Source organism: Paraburkholderia sp. 40 (genome assembly GCF_050434105.1).
GTDB classification, from domain to species: Bacteria; Pseudomonadota; Gammaproteobacteria; order Burkholderiales; family Burkholderiaceae; genus Paraburkholderia; species Paraburkholderia tuberum.
The window spans coordinates 1-17,385 of record NZ_JBNPVY010000003.1 but is presented as its reverse complement, the minus strand read 5'-3'; the positions used below and the strand labels follow the sequence as shown (position 1 = coordinate 17,385).

Sequence of the window (17,385 nt, the reverse complement as noted above, 5' to 3'; positions counted from 1 at the left end):
GTGGACCTTCGTCGTTGAATAGTCGATTCAAAGAATGGTCATCGTGACTGTTGCGGTTGCCTGGATCCTGCCTGCGCTCGGCGTTGCTGTTCCGACGCGCAGCACCGTCGCCTCGAGTGCAAACGGCGATTGCATCGCGCCCTGCGGTGTGCGGACGAGGGTGCTCGTCGGATCGTTGGGCCTGAAGATTGTGTTGGTTGAAACATCCCGCAAACGAATCGCGAGATGCGTCGCGCCGATGTTCTTCAACATGCTGCTATCTTCTGTATCGGGGGTTCCGGACAGTACGGCTGTAATCGAAGCCGGTGGCGTGGGCCCGGTGCAGAGCACCGTAAAGTCGACTGGCTGGGTTGGCCCGCTTGTGGTCGACACATCGCTTGGGCCGAACGTGCCGAAATCGATGTTCAGTGTGCTGGTATTGACCGAGCAACTTGGAAGAACCTTGACGTTGATGCTGCCGCCTGTGATGGTCACGACCCGATTGCCGTCACCCTCGGCGACGCCGGCTCCCACGGTGTTGAGTATCACGTTGACGTTGCTTGCGATGTCGCCCGTTTTGACCAGTTCGATCTCGAATTGCGAGCCAATGCCGAAGCGCCCATACATAACCTGATTGGGTTCGCCCGCGGGAAAGGAAGGCGTAAACGGAAGTGGCGAGTTCACGCCGGTTGCACGAAGATAGGTCAAACGAAAGCCGATGCCTGGGACGTTCGTGTTATAGACGGTAGCCCCCAATACAACGGACGGCGTTGCGTTGGAATACTGTATTGATACCGTGCCCCCGTTGGTGCAGTCCGCGAAGTTCGCATAGGTCGCGTACGCCGGCGACAAGCCCGTGGCGATCACCGAGCCGACCGGTAACGCCGGATCGATCGATACCGAGCTTTCCCGGAACGGTATGTTGACCGTTAATGGTTGTCCCGCGATGTAGCCTTGAGACAGCAGTTCGGAAATTTGCGAAGGCTTCAACTGGGTGCAGGCGGCGAACGCGAAATGGGGTATCGCGAAGCAAACCAGGATAAGGAAATGAATGAGTCTTTTCATTGGAAGTTGTTGGTTGACCGGCGGACTGAATGGGCTGACAGCGGGGAAAGTCGCACATGCGCGCACGTCGCCTCAACTGTCGGCTACGTCCCATTTAGCGAGTAAATCGGCGGGAATGATATGGGCGAGTTCTGAAAACCGTTTGCCCACCATTCGTTCCGATTGGCGCAGCAAAACAATGACAGGACTGCTCGGTTCGTTTTGCTCGAACCACATGCGTGTTTCCTGAATGGCTGCGAGCGCGCTCCAGCGATCCATTGGAGAAGGCGCAGTGATTGGCAGATCGGCCGGCGCGTCGGACTGCGGTAGCGTCGCCGTAGCCACGATAGCCGACGCCGATCCACGCACGCTGTAGTTGTCCTGCTTGTTGTCCTGCTCGTTGACGGCTCGGGCGGGCGCTGGCGCGGACCCGCCGCCGCCCACCCGATGCTGCGCGAATGGCTCCAGCGCTCGGGACAACGCGCCGAGATCGGGCGCGTCGGTGTCGAGCATCTCATCGCACCATGCGGCAATGCGCTGCGTCAGACACTGCGCTTCGACCAGTGCGGCCATTGCCGCGTCGCGTCGGCCCCACAATTCCTTGAGCAACCGGGCGACGGATTCAGGGGCGAGCGCGTCCTTCTGGCGCGGCGTCGCGAATGATTTTTCGATATCGCGCAAATGCAGTTGAAGCCCCGCGGCCCTCGGCATCGGGATGTCGCGCGCATCGGCCAGCGTGCCATCCGGTTCGACGAGTCCACCGATCGCGTTGGCGAACATCGCCGGGTCTCGCCCGCCTTCGAACACGGGCAGCGGGTGGAGCGCTTCGCCATAGCATTCGAGCATCGCCATCAGCAATGCCAGTCCGTCGCGCAGGCCAGCCGCGCCGTCGAGCCGGGTTCGGCAACGCAGCAGGATCACCGCGAGGCGGATGTCTTTTGTCCGCAGCAGCAGCGCGCGGCAGTCGCGTTCAATGTCGGTCCAATTGGCCGTTGGCGGCACGTCGACGAAGTCGCCGTACTGCGCTTCGGCGCGTGGGGCCGCGGCCGCCTGCAGCATCACGAAGGCCGGATCGTATTCGAGATCGGGACCGCAAGGCGCGTGTGCGGAGACCGGTTCGAGCAGATCGGCGTAGCGCAGCACGACGGCGGGAGTGTTGGCGTTCATGCGAGGGAACTCCGGGGTCGGTCGTTGTACTGTTCAGGTTCGAAAACCATGCCGACGACCGGCAGGTCGTCGAGGGAATCACCGAGCCACGTCGAGTAGCCGAGTCTCTGCGACGTGCCGATGCAGGCGGGCGGCGCCGCGCGGGGGTTGACGAGCAGCTTGACCTCCCACGCGTATTCGTGGCCGACGAAGGCTCGCACCCATTCGACGAACGTCGGCAAGTCCTCGCCGTGCGGCGTGAGGCGCAAATACTGATCGAGGTCGAGCGGACCCACGACGAGCCGGAACTTGTGTTGCCGGTCGGGAATTGCCTCGCCGAGTTGGGCGCATTCACCGATGATCGCCGCGGGCCCCGGCACCCCGAGCCTCGTATGTTCCGATGCGGACAGATGGATCCAGTGCGGCACGAATTCTTCGATCGTCATCGGAACACCGAAGTAATGCGAGAGCGTCGCCGCGATGCCGTGCGGAGTCCGCGCCTCGCGCACGAGGTGCGCCGCCGCGCTGTAGCGCGAGTGCGTGGGCAGACAGGACTGCTCCGCCTCGGCCGGATCGACGCCGATCAGACTGGCGACGTAGAACGAAAACGTTTCGTCGCCGGCACGGTCGAGCGACGCGGTGGCTTGCCCCGATGCCCACGCGCGATAAAACTGCGACAGCGCGCGGTGATGGAACAGATCGACCAGCCCGACGAGCGCATGATCCTGGTGGCTTTCCACACGACTGTGAGCCAGCTCCGTCATATGCAGCGGCAGCGGCCCCTGCGGCCCCCAAAGGCCGAGCCCGAACAGCCGCACGTCGAGGCGACCGTCTCGCATGCCAAGAGACGCGATTTCGCGTGGCGCAAACGCCAGAGTGGGTTGCTGACCGATCCGGAACGGCTCTTCTCGCGGCAGACTCGCGGTGCCCGGCAACGGCATCAGCGGATCGCGCGCGGCGATAGCCCGCAGCAGGCTCAGGAAGCCGGACTGCCACGGCGTGTCCGGATCGAACCACGCGTCGAGCGATTGCGGATCGAGCGATGATCGCGTTGGCGCGACGGCGCTCGCAATTGCCCCATCCATGCTCATACCGCTCCGCGTCCGCCCATGCGTGGCCGCCATTGGGTGATCAGGCCACGTTGCATCGAACGAAGTTCGGTTTCGGTGAACACGTTGATCGAGACGTGGCGCGCGAGGTAATGCTCGAGCACGAGGCCGAGCAGATACGGGCTGATGCCTGAGAAGCCGGTTTCGTCGACCGTCAGTTCGCAGCGCACGCCACGCCCATACACGAGTAGTCCGTCGCCCGGCAGACGCCGGACCACCGGTTCAGTGCGTGCGCCGACGAGTGCCTCGATCTGCCGTGCCTGTTCGCGCTCGCCTGGGGCGATGAAGAGGCCGAGCATGTTGCGCAGCGCCTGGCCGCCGTCGCCGTGGTCGAGTTCGGCGAGCGGCATGTAGTTGAAGCTCAGCTGCCTGATCAGACGCCACGCCGTTTCACCGCTCGCGTACGGCGCGCGCGGCGCGCTCGGTGCATGCACGAGGCGCACGCCCTCGATCGGCACGGAGTCCGACATCGTGAGGTCGGTTTTGCCGTTACGCGGGATCAGGCGCGGCAGGTCACGGTTCGTGACCCACGCTTCGACCGACAGGTAGCGGATGTCGTCAGCGTACGGCGCCTCCGCCTGATCGACGAGCGACACGTAGACCTCGGTCCCGATATACGGCGTACGGGTGCCGTACTTGCGTGCATTGGCCGACAGCGCGCGCTGCTCACGGCGCACCGAAAAATAGCGGCCGTGGTTGCCCACGTCGCTATGCAGCGTCTGATAAAGCGGATTGAACTCGACTTCGAGCGATGTTTGCGCTCGCTGACCGAATAAGCGCGACACCGAAAAAATCTCGTAGTCGAGCGGCCGGGTGCGGTCGGCGAGCAGATGAAAATCGGTTTGCGCGCGATTGATTTCGACACGGTCGGTGCGCTTGCGAAACAGGTTGATGACCGGCGTACAGAACAGCAGGAAACGCGCTGCGTCGACGTGCGCGGCCAGCTCTTCCGGCAGGCGGTCGAGCAGCAGTACGACCTCGGCCTCCTTGCTGTCCACGCGCGCGAGACCCGCCGCAAGCTGCGTCAGCGCAAAGAAATAGAAGCGCTGACGGCATGCGAAGTATTCCTGCAGCAGGTTGTGGCCGTGAAACGTATTCCACGTGAGCGGCAGCAGACCCTGTTCCGCTTGCAGACCTTCAAATTCGACCGGTGTTTTCGCGACCACCTGCCCTTCGTCTCTCGACGCGCCGTACGCGCGCACGACGGAGGCGACGCTACCGGCGTGGATCAGCTCGAACAGATGCGAAGCGATACGTTCGTCGCCACCGATGTAAATGGGTAGCCGGTCGAAGTCTGTCATCTGGTTGAACTTCACTTCGCCTGTTGTGCGCAGGCGCAGCCGTAACGCGCCGCGCAATTGCATGTGCGGCAACAGATGGCGATCGGTGTCGGGGATATCCGGCGGCACGGCGCTGAGCCGGGCTTCAGCGATCTCGATAGGCCATAGCGTGACGTCCTGGCTGCTGCGGAATTCGCATGCGGTTTGCTCGCCGGGCGGGATCGCCGAGCGCAGCATGCTTTGCCGGGGCACCTTCAGCCCTCTCGTGAAATCGCCTTCGCGCAGGCTCGGACGCAACTGCGCGACGGCGATCGACGGCGTCGGCGCGACATAGTTCGGATAGACCACTTCGAGCAGGCGCTGCGTAAAGCGCGGAAATTCGGCGTCGAGTTTGATCTGCGTGCGCGCCGACATGAAGCAAAACGCCTCGATGAGCCGCTCCACGTAGGGGTCGGCAACGTCGATGCCCTCCATGCCAAGGCGGCGCGCGATTTTCGGGTGCTGGGCGGCGAACTCGCCGGCCATTTCCCGCATGTAGGTCAGTTCGCGGCTGTAGTAGTCGAGAAATCGTGGGTCCATGTCAACTTCCCTTGCCGGAGCCCAGCTCGAACGTGACGTGATTCATTTCGATGTCGAATGCACTCTGGATGCGAAATTCCAGTGGATAGGGCGACCAGCGCATGAGGCCATGAATCTCGAACTCGAGCTGGTTGTAGCGTACCGGGTTCTTGCTATTGAGCGGCCGGATGCGCAGCGACTCGGGAATCAGCCGCGGCTCGAAGCGAACGATCGCGTTGCGGACCATTTTCTCGACGGTTTCCCAGTTGCGACTGGTGAGGTAGCTGCCGGACAACGCGGGAATGCCGTAGTTGACGACCGACGCGGCTAGCATGGGGTAGCGCGCGATGTCCATTTCGTCGTCCAGGTTCGTCGTGTTGAGCAGCAGGCCGAGATCACGCTGGATGATGCGGCGCATGCCTTCGCTGTTGGGCGCATAGGCCTCCGGCCGCTCGCTGCGCCGCGCGGGCGCATCGTCGAGCAGGCGGTCGATCAGCGACGGCATGTAGGCTTGCCGGTGTCGCGCGTCGGACGTGGTCATACGTGCTCGTCGTGATTGAACCGGCATTCGCCGATGTCGAGCAGGCCGACGTCGCCCTTGTCGGTGCTCCAGGTTTTCTGGCCGAGCGCGATCACGCCGGTTTCCCCTATGTCTTTCCAGGTAGTTTCGCGCGAGAGCCGGGTGGCGGCGGGACCACTTTCCGAGCCGGGATAGCGCACCGGCAGGTAGCCGCGCAGGATAGTCGCGTCGCGTAGGCTCACGACGGCCGAGCGCCAGACGAGGTCGGTCAGCGCGGTGACCGGACCGAGTGTCAGCGATTTCATCGAGTCGAACGGCACCCAGCGATACCCGCCCGCTACGGTCAGCTCACACACGGGGCCCAGCCGGCTATCGCTATCGGTCAGCCACTCGAATGCGCCGATCTGCGTGCTGTCGCCGCGCGTGGCCGGCGCGGCGTTCAACGCGGCGCCGCGCAGTTCGTCGGCGGCGGCGAGGTTGCCCTCGCCCAGCTTGACGTTGGCTTGCAGCAGCGATTTCACCCACTCCGGCAGCGGATTGATCTCGCCCGGCGCGCGCTGACCCGCGAACACCTCGGCGCGAAACATCTCGCTGCGAATCAGCCCGCGATACATCTGGGCGCGCGATGTGCCTTCTGGCTCTAGCGTGGCCCAGGTTTGCAGCTGTTGTAACGCGCGTTTCCATTCACCGTCGAGGCACAACAGCTCGAACAACAGCCAGCGTTCGCGCACGTTCGACGGATGCTTGCGCACGTTGTCGATGGTTTGCTCCTTGAGTTCGCAGTAAGTCTGCGCGTCGAGCAGACTGCGAAGTGTTGGCGTGTCCGACTTGGGAAGCTCAGCGGTTATTTTCATCTGAAAATTCAGGCTCTTCGTATTCAATCGATTCAGGCATGGCGATGTGGCTGTCCATACTGATCATGTGATGTTCTTCGCGCGCAAGCTGCGCGGTTCTGCTCGCACGGTGCGCGGGAATTCCGCGCGGCGCGAGCAGCGCGAGGATCTCGTGGGTTTCGTTCGCCTCGAAAATCTGCTCGGCACTGAACGAGTCAAGGCTATCGAGCAGGGTGTCGATGTTCTTCCCCTTCGTCAGCAGGTCGAACACCGAGGCTTCAGCACGCGACGGATCGACAAGCTCGGCGAACGGATCGTGAGGTGAGCCGATGATCGACTCGCCGTGATCTTCGGCCGACGCCTTGGGCTCGTGCGCGTTGCCGCTCTTCTGGCTCGACAGCGCGTGACGATATTCCAGCGTGAGCGCGGCGAGCGGGTCCGCTTCGTCGATGTCGGCTGCCAGAAGCTTTGCCATGCCGTCGTGTGCGCCGGGTTCCGCTGGATTCGGTTCGCGCCGCAACTGCAGCGGATCGTTTTCGTCCTCGTCGGCTAGTGCGATCAGGTCGCTGAAGTCGTCCGGATGCGTGAGCACGGGCTCGATCCGGTCCGCCGGAGAATTCACGCTCGACGGTGGTGCCTGGACAAAGTCTCCAGACGCATTCGCTATTTCGAGAGGCGGGTTCCGTAATAAATCGGGCATAGGCTGAAGGTCGGTATGCGGGCTCGGCCCAGCGCGAGGCGAACCCTCCACGCCGGCGTGACTGTTCTCGCGTGCGAAGGCCCGCTGGCTTGCCTCACTCATTTCCGACAGATCGATTCGCGAAACGGTTGGAGCGAGCCGGAAAGACTGGATCGTTCGTGCGAAGGTCCTGAGCGCGCTTGCTTCGAAGGGCGAATGGTCCCAGCGAGCGTGATATCCAGTCATGGCCTGACCGGTATGCAACGGCGAATGAGATTTGCCTGGAAAGCGCGCATTTGTAAAAACTCTCTCGCCGCAGAAATAAAAAAATCACCAACTGAAAATGTGGGTTGGCGCGTGGAAGATATGAATGCTACTTCGCGCTCCTTGAGCGGAATATGGGCGACGGCCCAAATACACGCAGCGATCGACCGGCTATCCTTTGTCGCTCGATCAGTCTGGCCGGCGCGCTTTTTTGGATACCTGCCCGCGGAGCGCGGGATGCCAACGCGAGGCCACGCCTTTCCGCTACAAACATCTTTACCTGCAACGTCATCATGTCCATTTCACGCCACGCGTTGTTCGGCAAGCTCGGCGCAACGCTCTTCAGGAGCATCGAATCCGCAACGGCGTTTTCCAAGCTGCGCGGCAACCCGTATATCGAGCTCGCGCACTGGCTGCACCAGTTGCTCGCGCAGTCCGATAGCGACCTGCACCGCATCGTCAGACACTGCGGCATCAGCCGCGAACTGCTCGAGCGGGACCTGCAGACCGCGCTTGCCGCGCTGCCGTCAGGCGCGAGCGCGCTCACGGATTTTTCGCATCACGTCGAGACGGCAATCGAGCGCGCGTGGGTGGTCGCGACGCTGGCATTCGGCGACGGTCGGATCCGCGGCGCATGGCTGATGGCGGCGCTTGTCGAGACGCCTGAGTTGCGTCGCTTGCTGCTGGCCATTTCGCCGGAGTTCGGCAAGATTGCCGTCGACGGCCTTCACGATGCGTTGCCGGCGTGGATTGCCGGCTCCCCCGAAGCGGAGGACGCCCCGTACGACCAGAGTGACTTTTCGCCGGCGGTGCCGGGCGAGGCGTCCGGTGCGCTCGCTGCATCGGTGAAGGGCGCGGCACTCGCGCAGTTTTGCGCGGATCTGACCGCACGCGCGCGCGCCGGTGAAATCGATCCGGTGGTTGGGCGCGAAGTCGAGATTCGCACGATGATCGACGTGCTGTTGCGCCGGCGTCAGAACAATCCGTTGCTGACCGGCGACGCCGGGGTTGGCAAGACGGCGGTAGTCGAAGGCCTCGCGCGCGCGATCGCGGCCGGCGAAGTCCCGCCGAAACTTGCCGACGTGCGGCTGTTGAGCCTCGACGTCGGTGCGCTGCTTGCCGGCGCGAGCATGAAGGGCGAGTTCGAGGCCAGGCTGAAGTCGGTACTCGAGGAGGCGGCGAAGTCGTCGGCGCCGGTCGTGCTGTTCGTCGATGAGATTCACACGCTGGTCGGCGCCGGCGGCCAGGCCGGCACCGGCGACGCGGCGAACCTGCTGAAACCGGCGCTCGCCCGCGGCGCGTTGCGCACGATCGGCGCGACGACGTGGGCCGAGTACAAGCGGCACATCGAGAAGGACCCGGCGCTCACGCGGCGCTTTCAGGTGCTGCAGATCGCCGAGCCCGAGGAGCCGTCCGCGATCGATATGGTCCGCGGACTCGCGCGCACGCTCGCGAGCCATCATGGCGTCGTGGTTCTCGACGAAGCGATTCGCGCAGCCGTGTCACTGTCGCATCGCTACATCCCGTCGCGTCAGTTGCCGGACAAGGCGATCAGCCTGCTCGACACCGCCTGCGCGCGCGTCGCGCTATCGCAGCATGCGCCGCCGCGCGAATTGCAGCGGATACGCGAGCGCTTGCAAGCCGCGCGCGTCGAAGCCGAGCTGCTCGGTAACGAGGTGCGCATCGGGCTCGGCAGCGAGGCCGCGCTGGCCGACGTCAAGGCGACCATCGCGACGCTCGAGCTCGAGGAAAGTGTTGTCGAAGCCGCCTGGCAGGCCCAGTCCGATGTGGCGAAGGCGCTGGCGCACGCGCGCGAGGTCGAAAGCGAGCGCGCCGCCGCAGCCGGACCTGAGGCCGACGCGCGCGATCGCGCGGCGACCGCGCTGGAGACGTTGCGCGAGCTGGAGCGGACGTTATCGAACCTGCAGGCGGATACGCCATTCGTGTTCCCGGAAGTCGGCGAAGCGATCGTCGCCGACATCGTCTCTGACTGGACCGGTATTCCAGTCGGACGCATGATCACCGATGAGGTCAGCGCCGTTCAGGTGCTGCCCGCCACGCTCGCGGCACGCGTGATCGGCCAGCACGACGCGTTGCAGCAGATCGGCGAGCGCGTGCAGACGGCGCGCGCCGGGCTCGCGGACCCGCGCAAGCCACTCGGCGTCTTCCTGCTCGCGGGGCCGTCCGGCGTCGGCAAGACGGAAACCGCGCTCGCATTGGCGGAGGCGCTCTATGGCGGCGAGCAGAACCTCATCACGATCAACATGAGCGAGTACCAGGAGGCGCATACGGTCTCGGGACTCAAGGGCGCGCCGCCTGGCTACGTCGGGTATGGCGATGGCGGCGTGCTGACCGAAGCGGTGCGCCGACGTCCGTACTCGGTCGTGTTGCTCGACGAGATTGAAAAGGCGCACGGCGACGTGCACGAAATGTTCTACCAGGTGCTGGACAAAGGCTACATGGAAGACGGCGATGGTCGCTATATCGATTTCCGCAATACGACCATCCTGATGACCAGCAATGTCGGCTCCGATCTGACCGCGAGCCTATGCGCGGACGAAATGCTCGCGCCGGACTTTGACGGTCTGCGTTCCGCGCTTTCGACGGAATTGCTGAAGGCGTTTCCGGCCGCCTTCCTCGGACGCGTGACGCTGGTGCCGTATCGTCCGCTGGGCTCGGATTCGCTCGCGCGGATCGTGCGTTTGCATCTCGATCGAGTCGTTCGGCGGATGGCGGACAACAACCGCATCGCGCTGAGTTATGCGGCGGAGGTGGTCGACTACATCGTCGGGCGCTGCCTCGTGCAGGAGACCGGTGCGCGTCTTTTGATCGGCTTCATCGAACAGCACGTGCTGCCGCGCCTCGCCCGGCAGTGGCTCGATGCGTTTGCAGCGAAAAGCGCGCTCACGCATATGACGATCGAGGTGAGCGATCCGGCCGCGGCACCTGTTGAAGCGCTCGTGGTTCGGTCGTCCCGCCATGTGTAGTCGGCTTCGCACTCGGTGACCTGCATCGCGAATGACGAGTCGCGTTGATCGTGCAGCGGCGTGACGAGGCGCATAGCCGGCCGGTCAGGGGCTGCATGGATGCTTCGCAAACGTCTCTTTTGGCATTTTTTTTGCCGGGCAAAAGCGCTGGTTTTTGACATCATTTTCACTTATGCATGTTCAATGCCACGCGGCATGATCGCCACACCACCAGAAATCGTCAATCGAACGGAATCCTTAAAAATTGCTCGCGTTACACGATCGGGATAAGCTATAAAGACAAAAAAGATCCGCATCATGCATTTGCGGCGCCCGAAGTGAGGAGCACAAATGAAAGACGTGACGAACAGCGGGTTTGCAGCTTTAAATGAGCCATTGAAACTCATGCATGTCTTTCATACAGTATGAATGCGCGTGCGCAATCGACATGCGGTCATGGTAGGTTTTCGGCGCTGCCGTGCTGATCGTATGCGTCATCCATAGCGGGGCAACCATAGGTCGAAATCCGTTAAGCCTTTCAATTGCAACCGGAATGACTGGAGAACAACAATGCTTTTCTTCAATGATGGTTTCACATTCCCGAATTTTCTGGCCGACGTTTTCTCCATCTTCATCTTTATCCTGTGGTTCTGGCTGTTGATCACGGTGTCGAGCGACCTGTTCCGCCGCCATGACGTGTCCGGATGGGGCAAGGTTCTGTGGGTGATTTTTCTCATCATCCTGCCGTATATCGGCATTTTCGCGTATCTGCTCACGCAGCATCGCGGCATGGCGGAACGCGATCAGGCGCGGGCCAAGCAGGTGCGGGAAGATCTGCGCAATGTGGTGGGCTTCAGTGTCGCCGACGAAATCGAGAAGCTCGACAAGCTGAAAGCGTCCGGTTCGATTTCCGGGGAAGAGCACTCGCGTCTGCGCGCGAAGCTCGTGCAGTAAGCGTCGGTTACCTGACTGCAGCCATGGGCGAGCGGGCGCGCAGCCCGTGTCGCCTCCGCTTTTGCGCGGTGAGGGACCGCGCGATCGAACGTAACGGGAGGAACCCTTGTTTACCCGCCTCGCCCACGTTCGGAACGCTGCCGCGCGAACCGCGCGCGCCCCGCTGGCATTGCGCCGCGCCGCGCTCACGTGCGCGACGGCGTTGATGCTCGCGGCTTGCGCGCAACCGTGGCAGCAATTCCAGGCGGGTCAGGATCAAGCGGCGATCGTCGCCCGCATGGGTCCGCCGCGCGAAGTCTATGACCTGCCGGGGGGCGGCCGCCGACTGATGTGGCCGACCCAGCCGATGGGCTCGACCACCGTCGCCGCCGATATCGACGCTTCAGGCAAGATCGTGAACGTGCGTCAGGTCTTGCAGTTGAGCGAATTCAATCGCGCGGAAATCGGCAAATGGACGCGCGACGATGTGCTGATCAATTTCGGCCGCCCCGTGCAAACGCAGTTCTTCCGGCTCTCGCAACGCGAAGTCTGGTCATACCGTTATATCGAAAGCAACATCCACCACATGCTGTTCAATTTCGCGTTCGACACCAACGGCGTGTTGCGCGAGACGCAGCGCACGCCCGATCCACTGCGAGATCGCGATTTGCGACGATTCTGAACTGCGAGCTATAGCAGCGACTCAATTGGCATAAGCGACAGCATCCATACACCGAGCCGTGCGTACCACGTCGTATTCGGTTCGGTGTCGTGGCGGGTTTCGACGTCGCCGTTGGTTTCGATCCAGTACAGCTTGCCGTTTTTGTCGAGATGCACCGCGTACGCGACGGTCGGCAGCAGCGCGAGAAACTTGCGATCGACCCGCGTCGCGAGATCGGGGCTGTCGATGACGAGTCCAAGCTCGGTATTCAGATGCGCGGAGCGCGGATCGAAGTTGAACGAACCGACGAAGACCCGCTGGGAGTCCACGATGAATGTCTTCGCATGCAAGCTCGACCCGGAGCTGCCGAACGGCCCCGGCGACTGTTCTTTCTTGTAGGTGGCGCCCGCCACGCGCCGCAATTCATACAGGTGCACGCCGTTTTGCAGCAACTCGACGCGCCGCCTCATATAGCCCGAGTGCACGGCGACGACATCGGTCGCTTCGAGCGCGTTCGTCAACACACGCACGTCGACGCCCTGGGCGGCGAGCCCGCTCAGATACCGCGTGCCCGTGTTTGCTGGCACGAAGTACGGGGAGACGAGGTCGAGCGACTTCGTCGGCTGGCCCATCACTTCGCGGAGCTGGTGGGAAATCAGCGCTTCCGGCGGCGCGTCGTTCAGGCCTTTCGCTGGGTCGTCGCTGATCATCTTCGTTTTGGCCCAGTCGAGCGGCAGCTTGTCGTCGAGCAGGTTCTGCACGACGCGCGGGCCGCGCAGCGCTTCCTTATACTCAGCGGCGGCAGGATCCTGCTCGATCGCCTGCGCATTACGCTCCAGCGTGACCAGCTCATCGACGCTCTCGTGCGGCAGAATCTTCCCGACCGGATACGCCGACGCGCTTGCCCAGTAGCGGTCGAAATCGCGCGAGACGTCGGTCGCGGCCGGTCCGACCGCGAGTACGTCGAGGTCGGCGAAGACGACGCCGTCGGTGGCATCGAAGTACTCGTCGCCGATGTTGCGGCCGCCGAGGATCGTCGCGGTGGCGTCGGCGGTCAGGGACTTGTTGTGCATGCGCCGATTGGCGCGCGAAAAGTCGGTCACGAAGCCGAGGATTTTCGGGCTGCGCACGACGAACGGGTTGAACAGGCGCACCTCGATGTTCGGATGCGCGTCGAGCGCCGCCAGTGTCGGGTCGAGCGCGGAGGCGATGCCGAGATCGTCGAGCAGCAGGCGCACCCGGACACCCCGGTCCGCCGCTTCGTGGATCTGTTCGAGCAGCAGCGTGCCGGTCAGATCGTCGCGCCAGATGTAGTACTGGATGTCGAGCGTGCGTTGCGCGGAACGGATCAGGTCCATGCGCGCGGCAAACGCGACATGCGCATCCGCCAGCGGATAAATGCCCGCCAGCCCCGCATGCGCGGCCAGCTCCGGCGCGACCGCGCGACCGAGATCCGTGGTGGCGGCCACCGCGGGCGACAACGCATGCGACTCCTTGCGATCCTCGAGCGACGGTAACGGCGCGCAGCCGGCCAGCAGGCTTGCGCACAGCAGCGCGCACAGCGCGCTTCTCCATCGGCGATGCGGGAACGACGGGTGGTGCATCTGCGCTTGCATGGAGTCCAGGTCTTCCTTTGGGTCGCGCGACCCGGCCGGTTCCAGAATCGGAACATCGCGTGGCTTGCTCGACAAAGCTTCGCTCGACCGCCTGTACTGACGGTGTCGCGCGCATGCTTGCACGCAACTTGCATTGGTGGAGAAGAATACTATGAGCGCATGCCCATCGGTGCGCCGCCCGACGCTCTTGTTGCGCAAAGCGCTTTGTCCGATGATACGAGCAGGCTGCGCGAATTCGAACGGGGGCCAACCCGGCCGCGCATCGACCGCATGGTTTCCATGCAATCGAGCGCGATCCGCTCCGTGTCAGCGTAAAGGGTCCGGTCCACGGCGCCTTCGAGCGTTTCGTCCACTGTGGAGTCGAGCAACGTGAAGATCTCCCGTTTGCTGCTTGCTAGCGTGCTGCTTTTCGTGGTGGGCACCGCGCTGCAGATGATATGGCCGCTCGCGCAGCCGGCCTCGTATCACCACTTCGCCGATCAACGCTCGCTGGGGCCGCTGCACCATGCGGCGGACGTGCTGTCGAACGTCGTCATTCTGATCGCCGGTGTGTTCTGTCTGCGTTGGGTCCGGCGCCATGCGTCCGACCAGCCGGCGCAATTTCCCGGCATGGTCGTCGCCGCGCTCGGGCTGCTCTTCACCGCGTTCGGCTCGGCTTACTACCACATGGCGCCGAACGATGCGACGCTCGTCTGGGACCGCCTGCCGATGACCATCGTGTTCGCCGGCATCCTCGCCATGCTATGGACGTCGTGGAGCGGACAGCGGGTCGGCTGGGCGCAGATGCTGATCATGGTGGTCGTGTCGCCCGCCACCGTCGGCTACTGGCTCGTGTTCAACAGCTTGTGGCCTTACGCGATTCTTCAGTTCGGCGGGCTCATGCTGATCGTCGGCCTGACGTTCACGCGCAAGGTGGACGGCGTGATCGCATGGACGCTAGTGATCGTCTTCTACGGCGTCGCGAAGATTTTCGAAAGCCTCGATTGGCAGATATGGGAGCTGACGCATCACATGATCGCCGGCCATGCGTTGAAGCACGTGTCGAGCGGTCTCGCCGGCGCGGCGATGATTCTGGTCGCGAACGCGGCGCCGCGCTCCGTCGCGGGCATCGTGCCGCGCCGGCCGGGCGGTATCGGACATTCGGGTACGTCGCGTTGAAGCCGCGCCATGGCGAAGTGACGCGGCCTCCGGCCGACGTCACTGCGGTTCGTACCACGAATACGTCGCCAACGTGCTTACCGGCGGCGTACCGATTTGCAGCGTGATGTCGCGCAACGACGTCAGCTCGATACTGCGCCAAATCGCCCATATAGCGGCGGGAATCGCCGTTGTCGTTGATATACGCAACCACGTTGCCCATGATGCCCGCGACGTTCGTGTTCGTCAGCGGCTCGCCCCAGATATCGAAGAAGTCGCCGAGCGTATAGGTCTTGACGTTCGGCGCTTCGATATGGATGATGCCGGTGTTGTCGTGCGTATGCATCTCATACGTGCATTGCGACAGGATGCCGACGTTCATCGGCAACGCGAGCCACTGCCCGTCCTTGATGATCGCGAGGTGCGCGTGCACGTGGTACAGCACGCTCATGTCCGGCGCGCAGGTCAGGCCGTCGACCGGCGTGCCGGTGCCGCCCGTCGAGGTCGTGCCGTTCGGCCAGAACGACGAGCCGACCACGCCTCCGAAGACGAGCGTGATCGGGTTCGGGTCGAACGGCGGCGGATCGGTCCAGGTGTAGGTGGGCACTTGGGTGACAGGCGTGCCGACCATGACCGTGATTTCGGTGTGCGGCTTCAGCACGAGGCTCGCGGGGTCGCCCGTATATTGCGTGAGCGTGCCGCCGTCGTTCACGTAGATCGCGACTGGCGAGGCGGTCAAACCCGCCACGTTCGACGCACTCAGCGTCTCGCCCCAGATCGAGAAGAACTGGCCGAGCGTATAGGTCGCGCCGGTCGTCGCGTCCATATGGATCTTGCCGCTCGAATCGACCGTGTGCACCGGATATGCGCAGCCAGTCGGCGTGGTCATGGTCGGCTCGACCATGCCGATGTTGGGTGGCAGCGTCAGTAGCTGCCCGTTCTGGTAGATCGAGACGTGCGCGTACGTGTAAGCGGTGCTACGCAACCCGCAGTTCAGTCCACTGACGGGCTGACCGGCTCCTCCCGATGACGTGGCGCCCGCGGGCCAGATCGCGGCGCCGAGTGTCGTGCCGTCGATGATCGGCGTCGCGGCGGCGAGCTTCGGTGTCGTGGCGCTCGCGTCGGATGCGCTCGACGGGCTCGACGCGGGGGTCGGACTCGATGCCGGTGTCGGACTCGACGCGGGCGCGGGACTCGATGCTGGCGTGGTCGCGCCAGCCGCGCCGTTCGAGCCGGTGCTGCCCGGGGCGGCGCCGCTGCCGCCCCCACCACCGCCACAAGCGGACAATGTCCACATCAGACCCGCTGCGACGAATCGCGACCCCAGCCGTTGCAGCATCTCGTACTCCCATGTCGTGAGGTGAGAGGATGCGTGCAGTCGGACATCACGCACAGATACAGCGCGGACATCGCACGGCACGCGCGGCGCGGCTTCACTGCATGGATTCGGCCGTGCGCTACCACCGCGTGACGCAGGCGCGCGCTTCGGATCACGTGAGGTGATTGAAACCGATTAGGGCAGCGTAGCAGATGGGTTTCACGAGCGAATCCGGCGCATCACAACGTTTCGCGACATTCTGCTGGCGCATTTCGAGGTGTCGGCCCGGAGCTTGCCGGCGGAGCGATCTGGCGCGCTTTTTATGTGAGCTGTCATCGTTCTGTGCGAAGATCAGTGCTGTCCATCGCGCGACCGGCGGGTAAGGGGATCGCACGGCGGGCGCGTGCCCGGCCATCGCCTTTGTCCTCGGGTGACCCTGGGGTGACTCTCTGGCGCACCTGTTTGCGGATTCATGGAGCACTGACCAATGACCGACAGATTGCAAGCATCCGTATATGTAGTGGTGCTGCTGCTGATTGTGGGCTGGGTGCTGTATATCGGGCGCGCGGTTTTCGTGCCGATCGTGTTCGGCGCGATCGCGGTATACGTGGTGGTCGACTTCACGCGGTTGCTGCAACGCATCCCGGTCATCGGCCCGCGGCTGCCGGTCCAGTTGCGCTACGGACTCTCGATGTTCCTGATCGGCGCCGCGATCTTCTTCGCGGTCGACATGCTCGTCGAGAACTACGACGCGCTCGTGGCGCTCGCGCCGCGCTATCAGGACTCGGTCCTGCTGATGATCCACAAGATTTCGACGCTGCTGCACCTCGAAAGCGAGCCGACGTGGGAATCGCTGCGGCGGAACATGCTCACACAGTTGAATATTCAGGCGATGGTGACCGGCATGCTGGCGTCGCTGTCGTCGGTGATCATCGACCTGTTCGTGATCGTGCTGTATGCGAGTTTTCTGCTGGTCGAGCGCCGGACGTTCGGCGACAAGCTGACGAACATGACCGCCAATTCGACCAACGCGGCGCGCATCCGGGGCGTGGTCACCGACATCAACCGGCGCATTGGCGCCTATCTCGCGCTGAAGACGTTTCTCGGCGTGCTGCTAGGCGGGATCTGCTGGCTCGCGATGCGCAGCGTCGGCCTCGAGTTCGCCGGGCTGTGGGCGATACTGACCGCGCTGCTGAACTACGTGCCATATATCGGCTCGGTGCTCGCGATCGTGTTCCCGGTGCTGATGTCGGTGCTGCAGTTCGGCGACCTGAATTCGATCCTGGTCGTGCTGGTGTCGCTGACCGCGGTTCACTTCGTGATCGGCAATATTCTCGATCCG

Annotated in this window: 14 protein-coding genes and 1 pseudogene; 5 read left to right on the top strand and 10 right to left on the bottom strand. The window is 63.5% G+C overall.

The features are described 5' to 3' along the window. Positions 1-27: 27 nt before the first annotated feature. From OKW28_RS15540 to OKW28_RS15510, 7 genes are all read right to left on the bottom strand, one after another. Positions 28-1,044, bottom strand: coding sequence for a fimbrial protein (locus OKW28_RS15540; protein ID WP_429447052.1), 1,017 nt, complete (start codon positions 1,042-1,044; stop codon positions 28-30). Between the two features lie 72 nt (positions 1,045-1,116). After that, positions 1,117-2,190 (bottom strand): ImpA family type VI secretion system protein, encoded by a 1,074-nt coding sequence (locus OKW28_RS15535; protein WP_429447050.1) that lies wholly within the window; start codon positions 2,188-2,190, stop codon positions 1,117-1,119. Beyond that, entirely contained in the window at positions 2,187-3,254 is a 1,068-nt protein-coding gene (gene tssG / locus OKW28_RS15530; RefSeq protein WP_429447048.1) for a type VI secretion system baseplate subunit TssG, read from the bottom strand. Before tssG ends, OKW28_RS15535 begins: the two co-directional genes overlap by 4 nt. A 2-nt stretch (positions 3,255-3,256) precedes the next feature. After that, positions 3,257-5,137 carry a type VI secretion system baseplate subunit TssF gene (gene tssF, locus OKW28_RS15525; protein WP_429447046.1) on the bottom strand — a complete coding sequence of 627 codons (1,881 nt, stop codon included), beginning with the start codon at positions 5,135-5,137 and terminating at the stop codon, positions 3,257-3,259. Between the two features lies 1 nt (position 5,138). Next, positions 5,139-5,657: a type VI secretion system baseplate subunit TssE gene (gene tssE / locus OKW28_RS15520; RefSeq protein WP_090810720.1), complete on the bottom strand. Its 519-nt coding sequence runs from the start codon at positions 5,655-5,657 to the stop codon at positions 5,139-5,141. Further along, the gene (locus OKW28_RS15515) at positions 5,654-6,490 is read right to left on the bottom strand and encodes a type VI secretion system accessory protein TagJ (RefSeq protein WP_429447044.1); all 837 of its coding nucleotides are present in this window, start codon (positions 6,488-6,490) and stop codon (positions 5,654-5,656) included. Before OKW28_RS15515 ends, tssE begins: the two co-directional genes overlap by 4 nt. Continuing rightward, complete coding sequence (locus tag OKW28_RS15510; RefSeq protein ID WP_429447042.1) at positions 6,474-7,091, bottom strand: TagK domain-containing protein; 618 nt, start codon at positions 7,089-7,091, stop codon at positions 6,474-6,476. Before OKW28_RS15510 ends, OKW28_RS15515 begins: the two co-directional genes overlap by 17 nt. A gap of 614 nt (positions 7,092-7,705) precedes the next feature. On the opposite strand from OKW28_RS15510, the gene tssH reads away from it, so the two are divergent. Beyond that, positions 7,706-10,399: a type VI secretion system ATPase TssH gene (gene tssH, locus OKW28_RS15505; RefSeq protein ID WP_429447040.1), complete on the top strand. Its 2,694-nt coding sequence runs from the start codon at positions 7,706-7,708 to the stop codon at positions 10,397-10,399. Positions 10,400-10,569: 170 nt separating this feature from the next. Here tssH and OKW28_RS15500 read toward each other — a convergent pair whose 3' ends face one another. Continuing rightward, positions 10,570-10,785: a hypothetical protein gene (locus tag OKW28_RS15500; RefSeq protein ID WP_429447038.1), complete on the bottom strand. Its 216-nt coding sequence runs from the start codon at positions 10,783-10,785 to the stop codon at positions 10,570-10,572. A 163-nt stretch (positions 10,786-10,948) separates the two neighbouring features. Between OKW28_RS15500 and OKW28_RS15495 the strand changes: the two genes are divergently transcribed. Further along, complete coding sequence (locus OKW28_RS15495) at positions 10,949-11,332, top strand: SHOCT domain-containing protein (RefSeq protein ID WP_184045085.1); 384 nt, start codon at positions 10,949-10,951, stop codon at positions 11,330-11,332. 106 nt (positions 11,333-11,438) lie between these two features. Further along, positions 11,439-11,993, top strand: coding sequence for a hypothetical protein (locus OKW28_RS15490; RefSeq protein WP_429447036.1), 555 nt, complete (start codon positions 11,439-11,441; stop codon positions 11,991-11,993). A gap of 8 nt (positions 11,994-12,001) precedes the next feature. Here the strand turns inward: OKW28_RS15490 and OKW28_RS15485 are convergent, their stop codons facing one another. Next, a complete protein-coding gene (locus OKW28_RS15485; RefSeq protein WP_429447034.1) occupies positions 12,002-13,588 on the bottom strand; it encodes a phospholipase D family protein in 1,587 nt (528 codons plus the stop codon). 369 nt (positions 13,589-13,957) lie between these two features. Between OKW28_RS15485 and OKW28_RS15480 the strand changes: the two genes are divergently transcribed. Next, on the top strand, positions 13,958-14,746 hold the full coding sequence (locus OKW28_RS15480) for a hypothetical protein (protein ID WP_429447032.1): 789 nt from the start codon (positions 13,958-13,960) through the stop codon (positions 14,744-14,746). Positions 14,747-14,785: 39 nt separating this feature from the next. On the opposite strand, the pseudogene OKW28_RS15475 reads toward OKW28_RS15480, so the two are convergent. Continuing rightward, positions 14,786-16,064, bottom strand: a pseudogene (locus OKW28_RS15475) (hypothetical protein). A gap of 466 nt (positions 16,065-16,530) precedes the next feature. Here OKW28_RS15475 and OKW28_RS15470 point away from each other — a divergent pair. Continuing rightward, positions 16,531-17,385, top strand: an 855-nt coding sequence (locus OKW28_RS15470; protein ID WP_429447030.1) for an AI-2E family transporter, incomplete at its 3' end; no start/stop codon positions are given.

Coding starts and splice junctions, on each gene's coding strand:
- tssH (WP_429447040.1), top strand. CDS start 7,706: ATGTCCATTTCACGCCACGCGTTGTTCGGCAAGCTCGGCGCAACGCTC.
- OKW28_RS15495 (WP_184045085.1), top strand. CDS start 10,949: ATGCTTTTCTTCAATGATGGTTTCACATTCCCGAATTTTCTGGCCGAC.
- OKW28_RS15540 (WP_429447052.1), bottom strand. CDS start 1,044: ATGAAAAGACTCATTCATTTCCTTATCCTGGTTTGCTTCGCGATACCC.
- tssG (WP_429447048.1), bottom strand. CDS start 3,254: ATGGATGGGGCAATTGCGAGCGCCGTCGCGCCAACGCGATCATCGCTC.
- OKW28_RS15485 (WP_429447034.1), bottom strand. CDS start 13,588: ATGCAAGCGCAGATGCACCACCCGTCGTTCCCGCATCGCCGATGGAGA.
- tssF (WP_429447046.1), bottom strand. CDS start 5,137: ATGGACCCACGATTTCTCGACTACTACAGCCGCGAACTGACCTACATG.
- OKW28_RS15535 (WP_429447050.1), bottom strand. CDS start 2,190: ATGAACGCCAACACTCCCGCCGTCGTGCTGCGCTACGCCGATCTGCTC.
- OKW28_RS15500 (WP_429447038.1), bottom strand. CDS start 10,785: ATGAGTTTCAATGGCTCATTTAAAGCTGCAAACCCGCTGTTCGTCACG.
- tssE (WP_090810720.1), bottom strand. CDS start 5,657: ATGACCACGTCCGACGCGCGACACCGGCAAGCCTACATGCCGTCGCTG.
- OKW28_RS15515 (WP_429447044.1), bottom strand. CDS start 6,490: ATGAAAATAACCGCTGAGCTTCCCAAGTCGGACACGCCAACACTTCGC.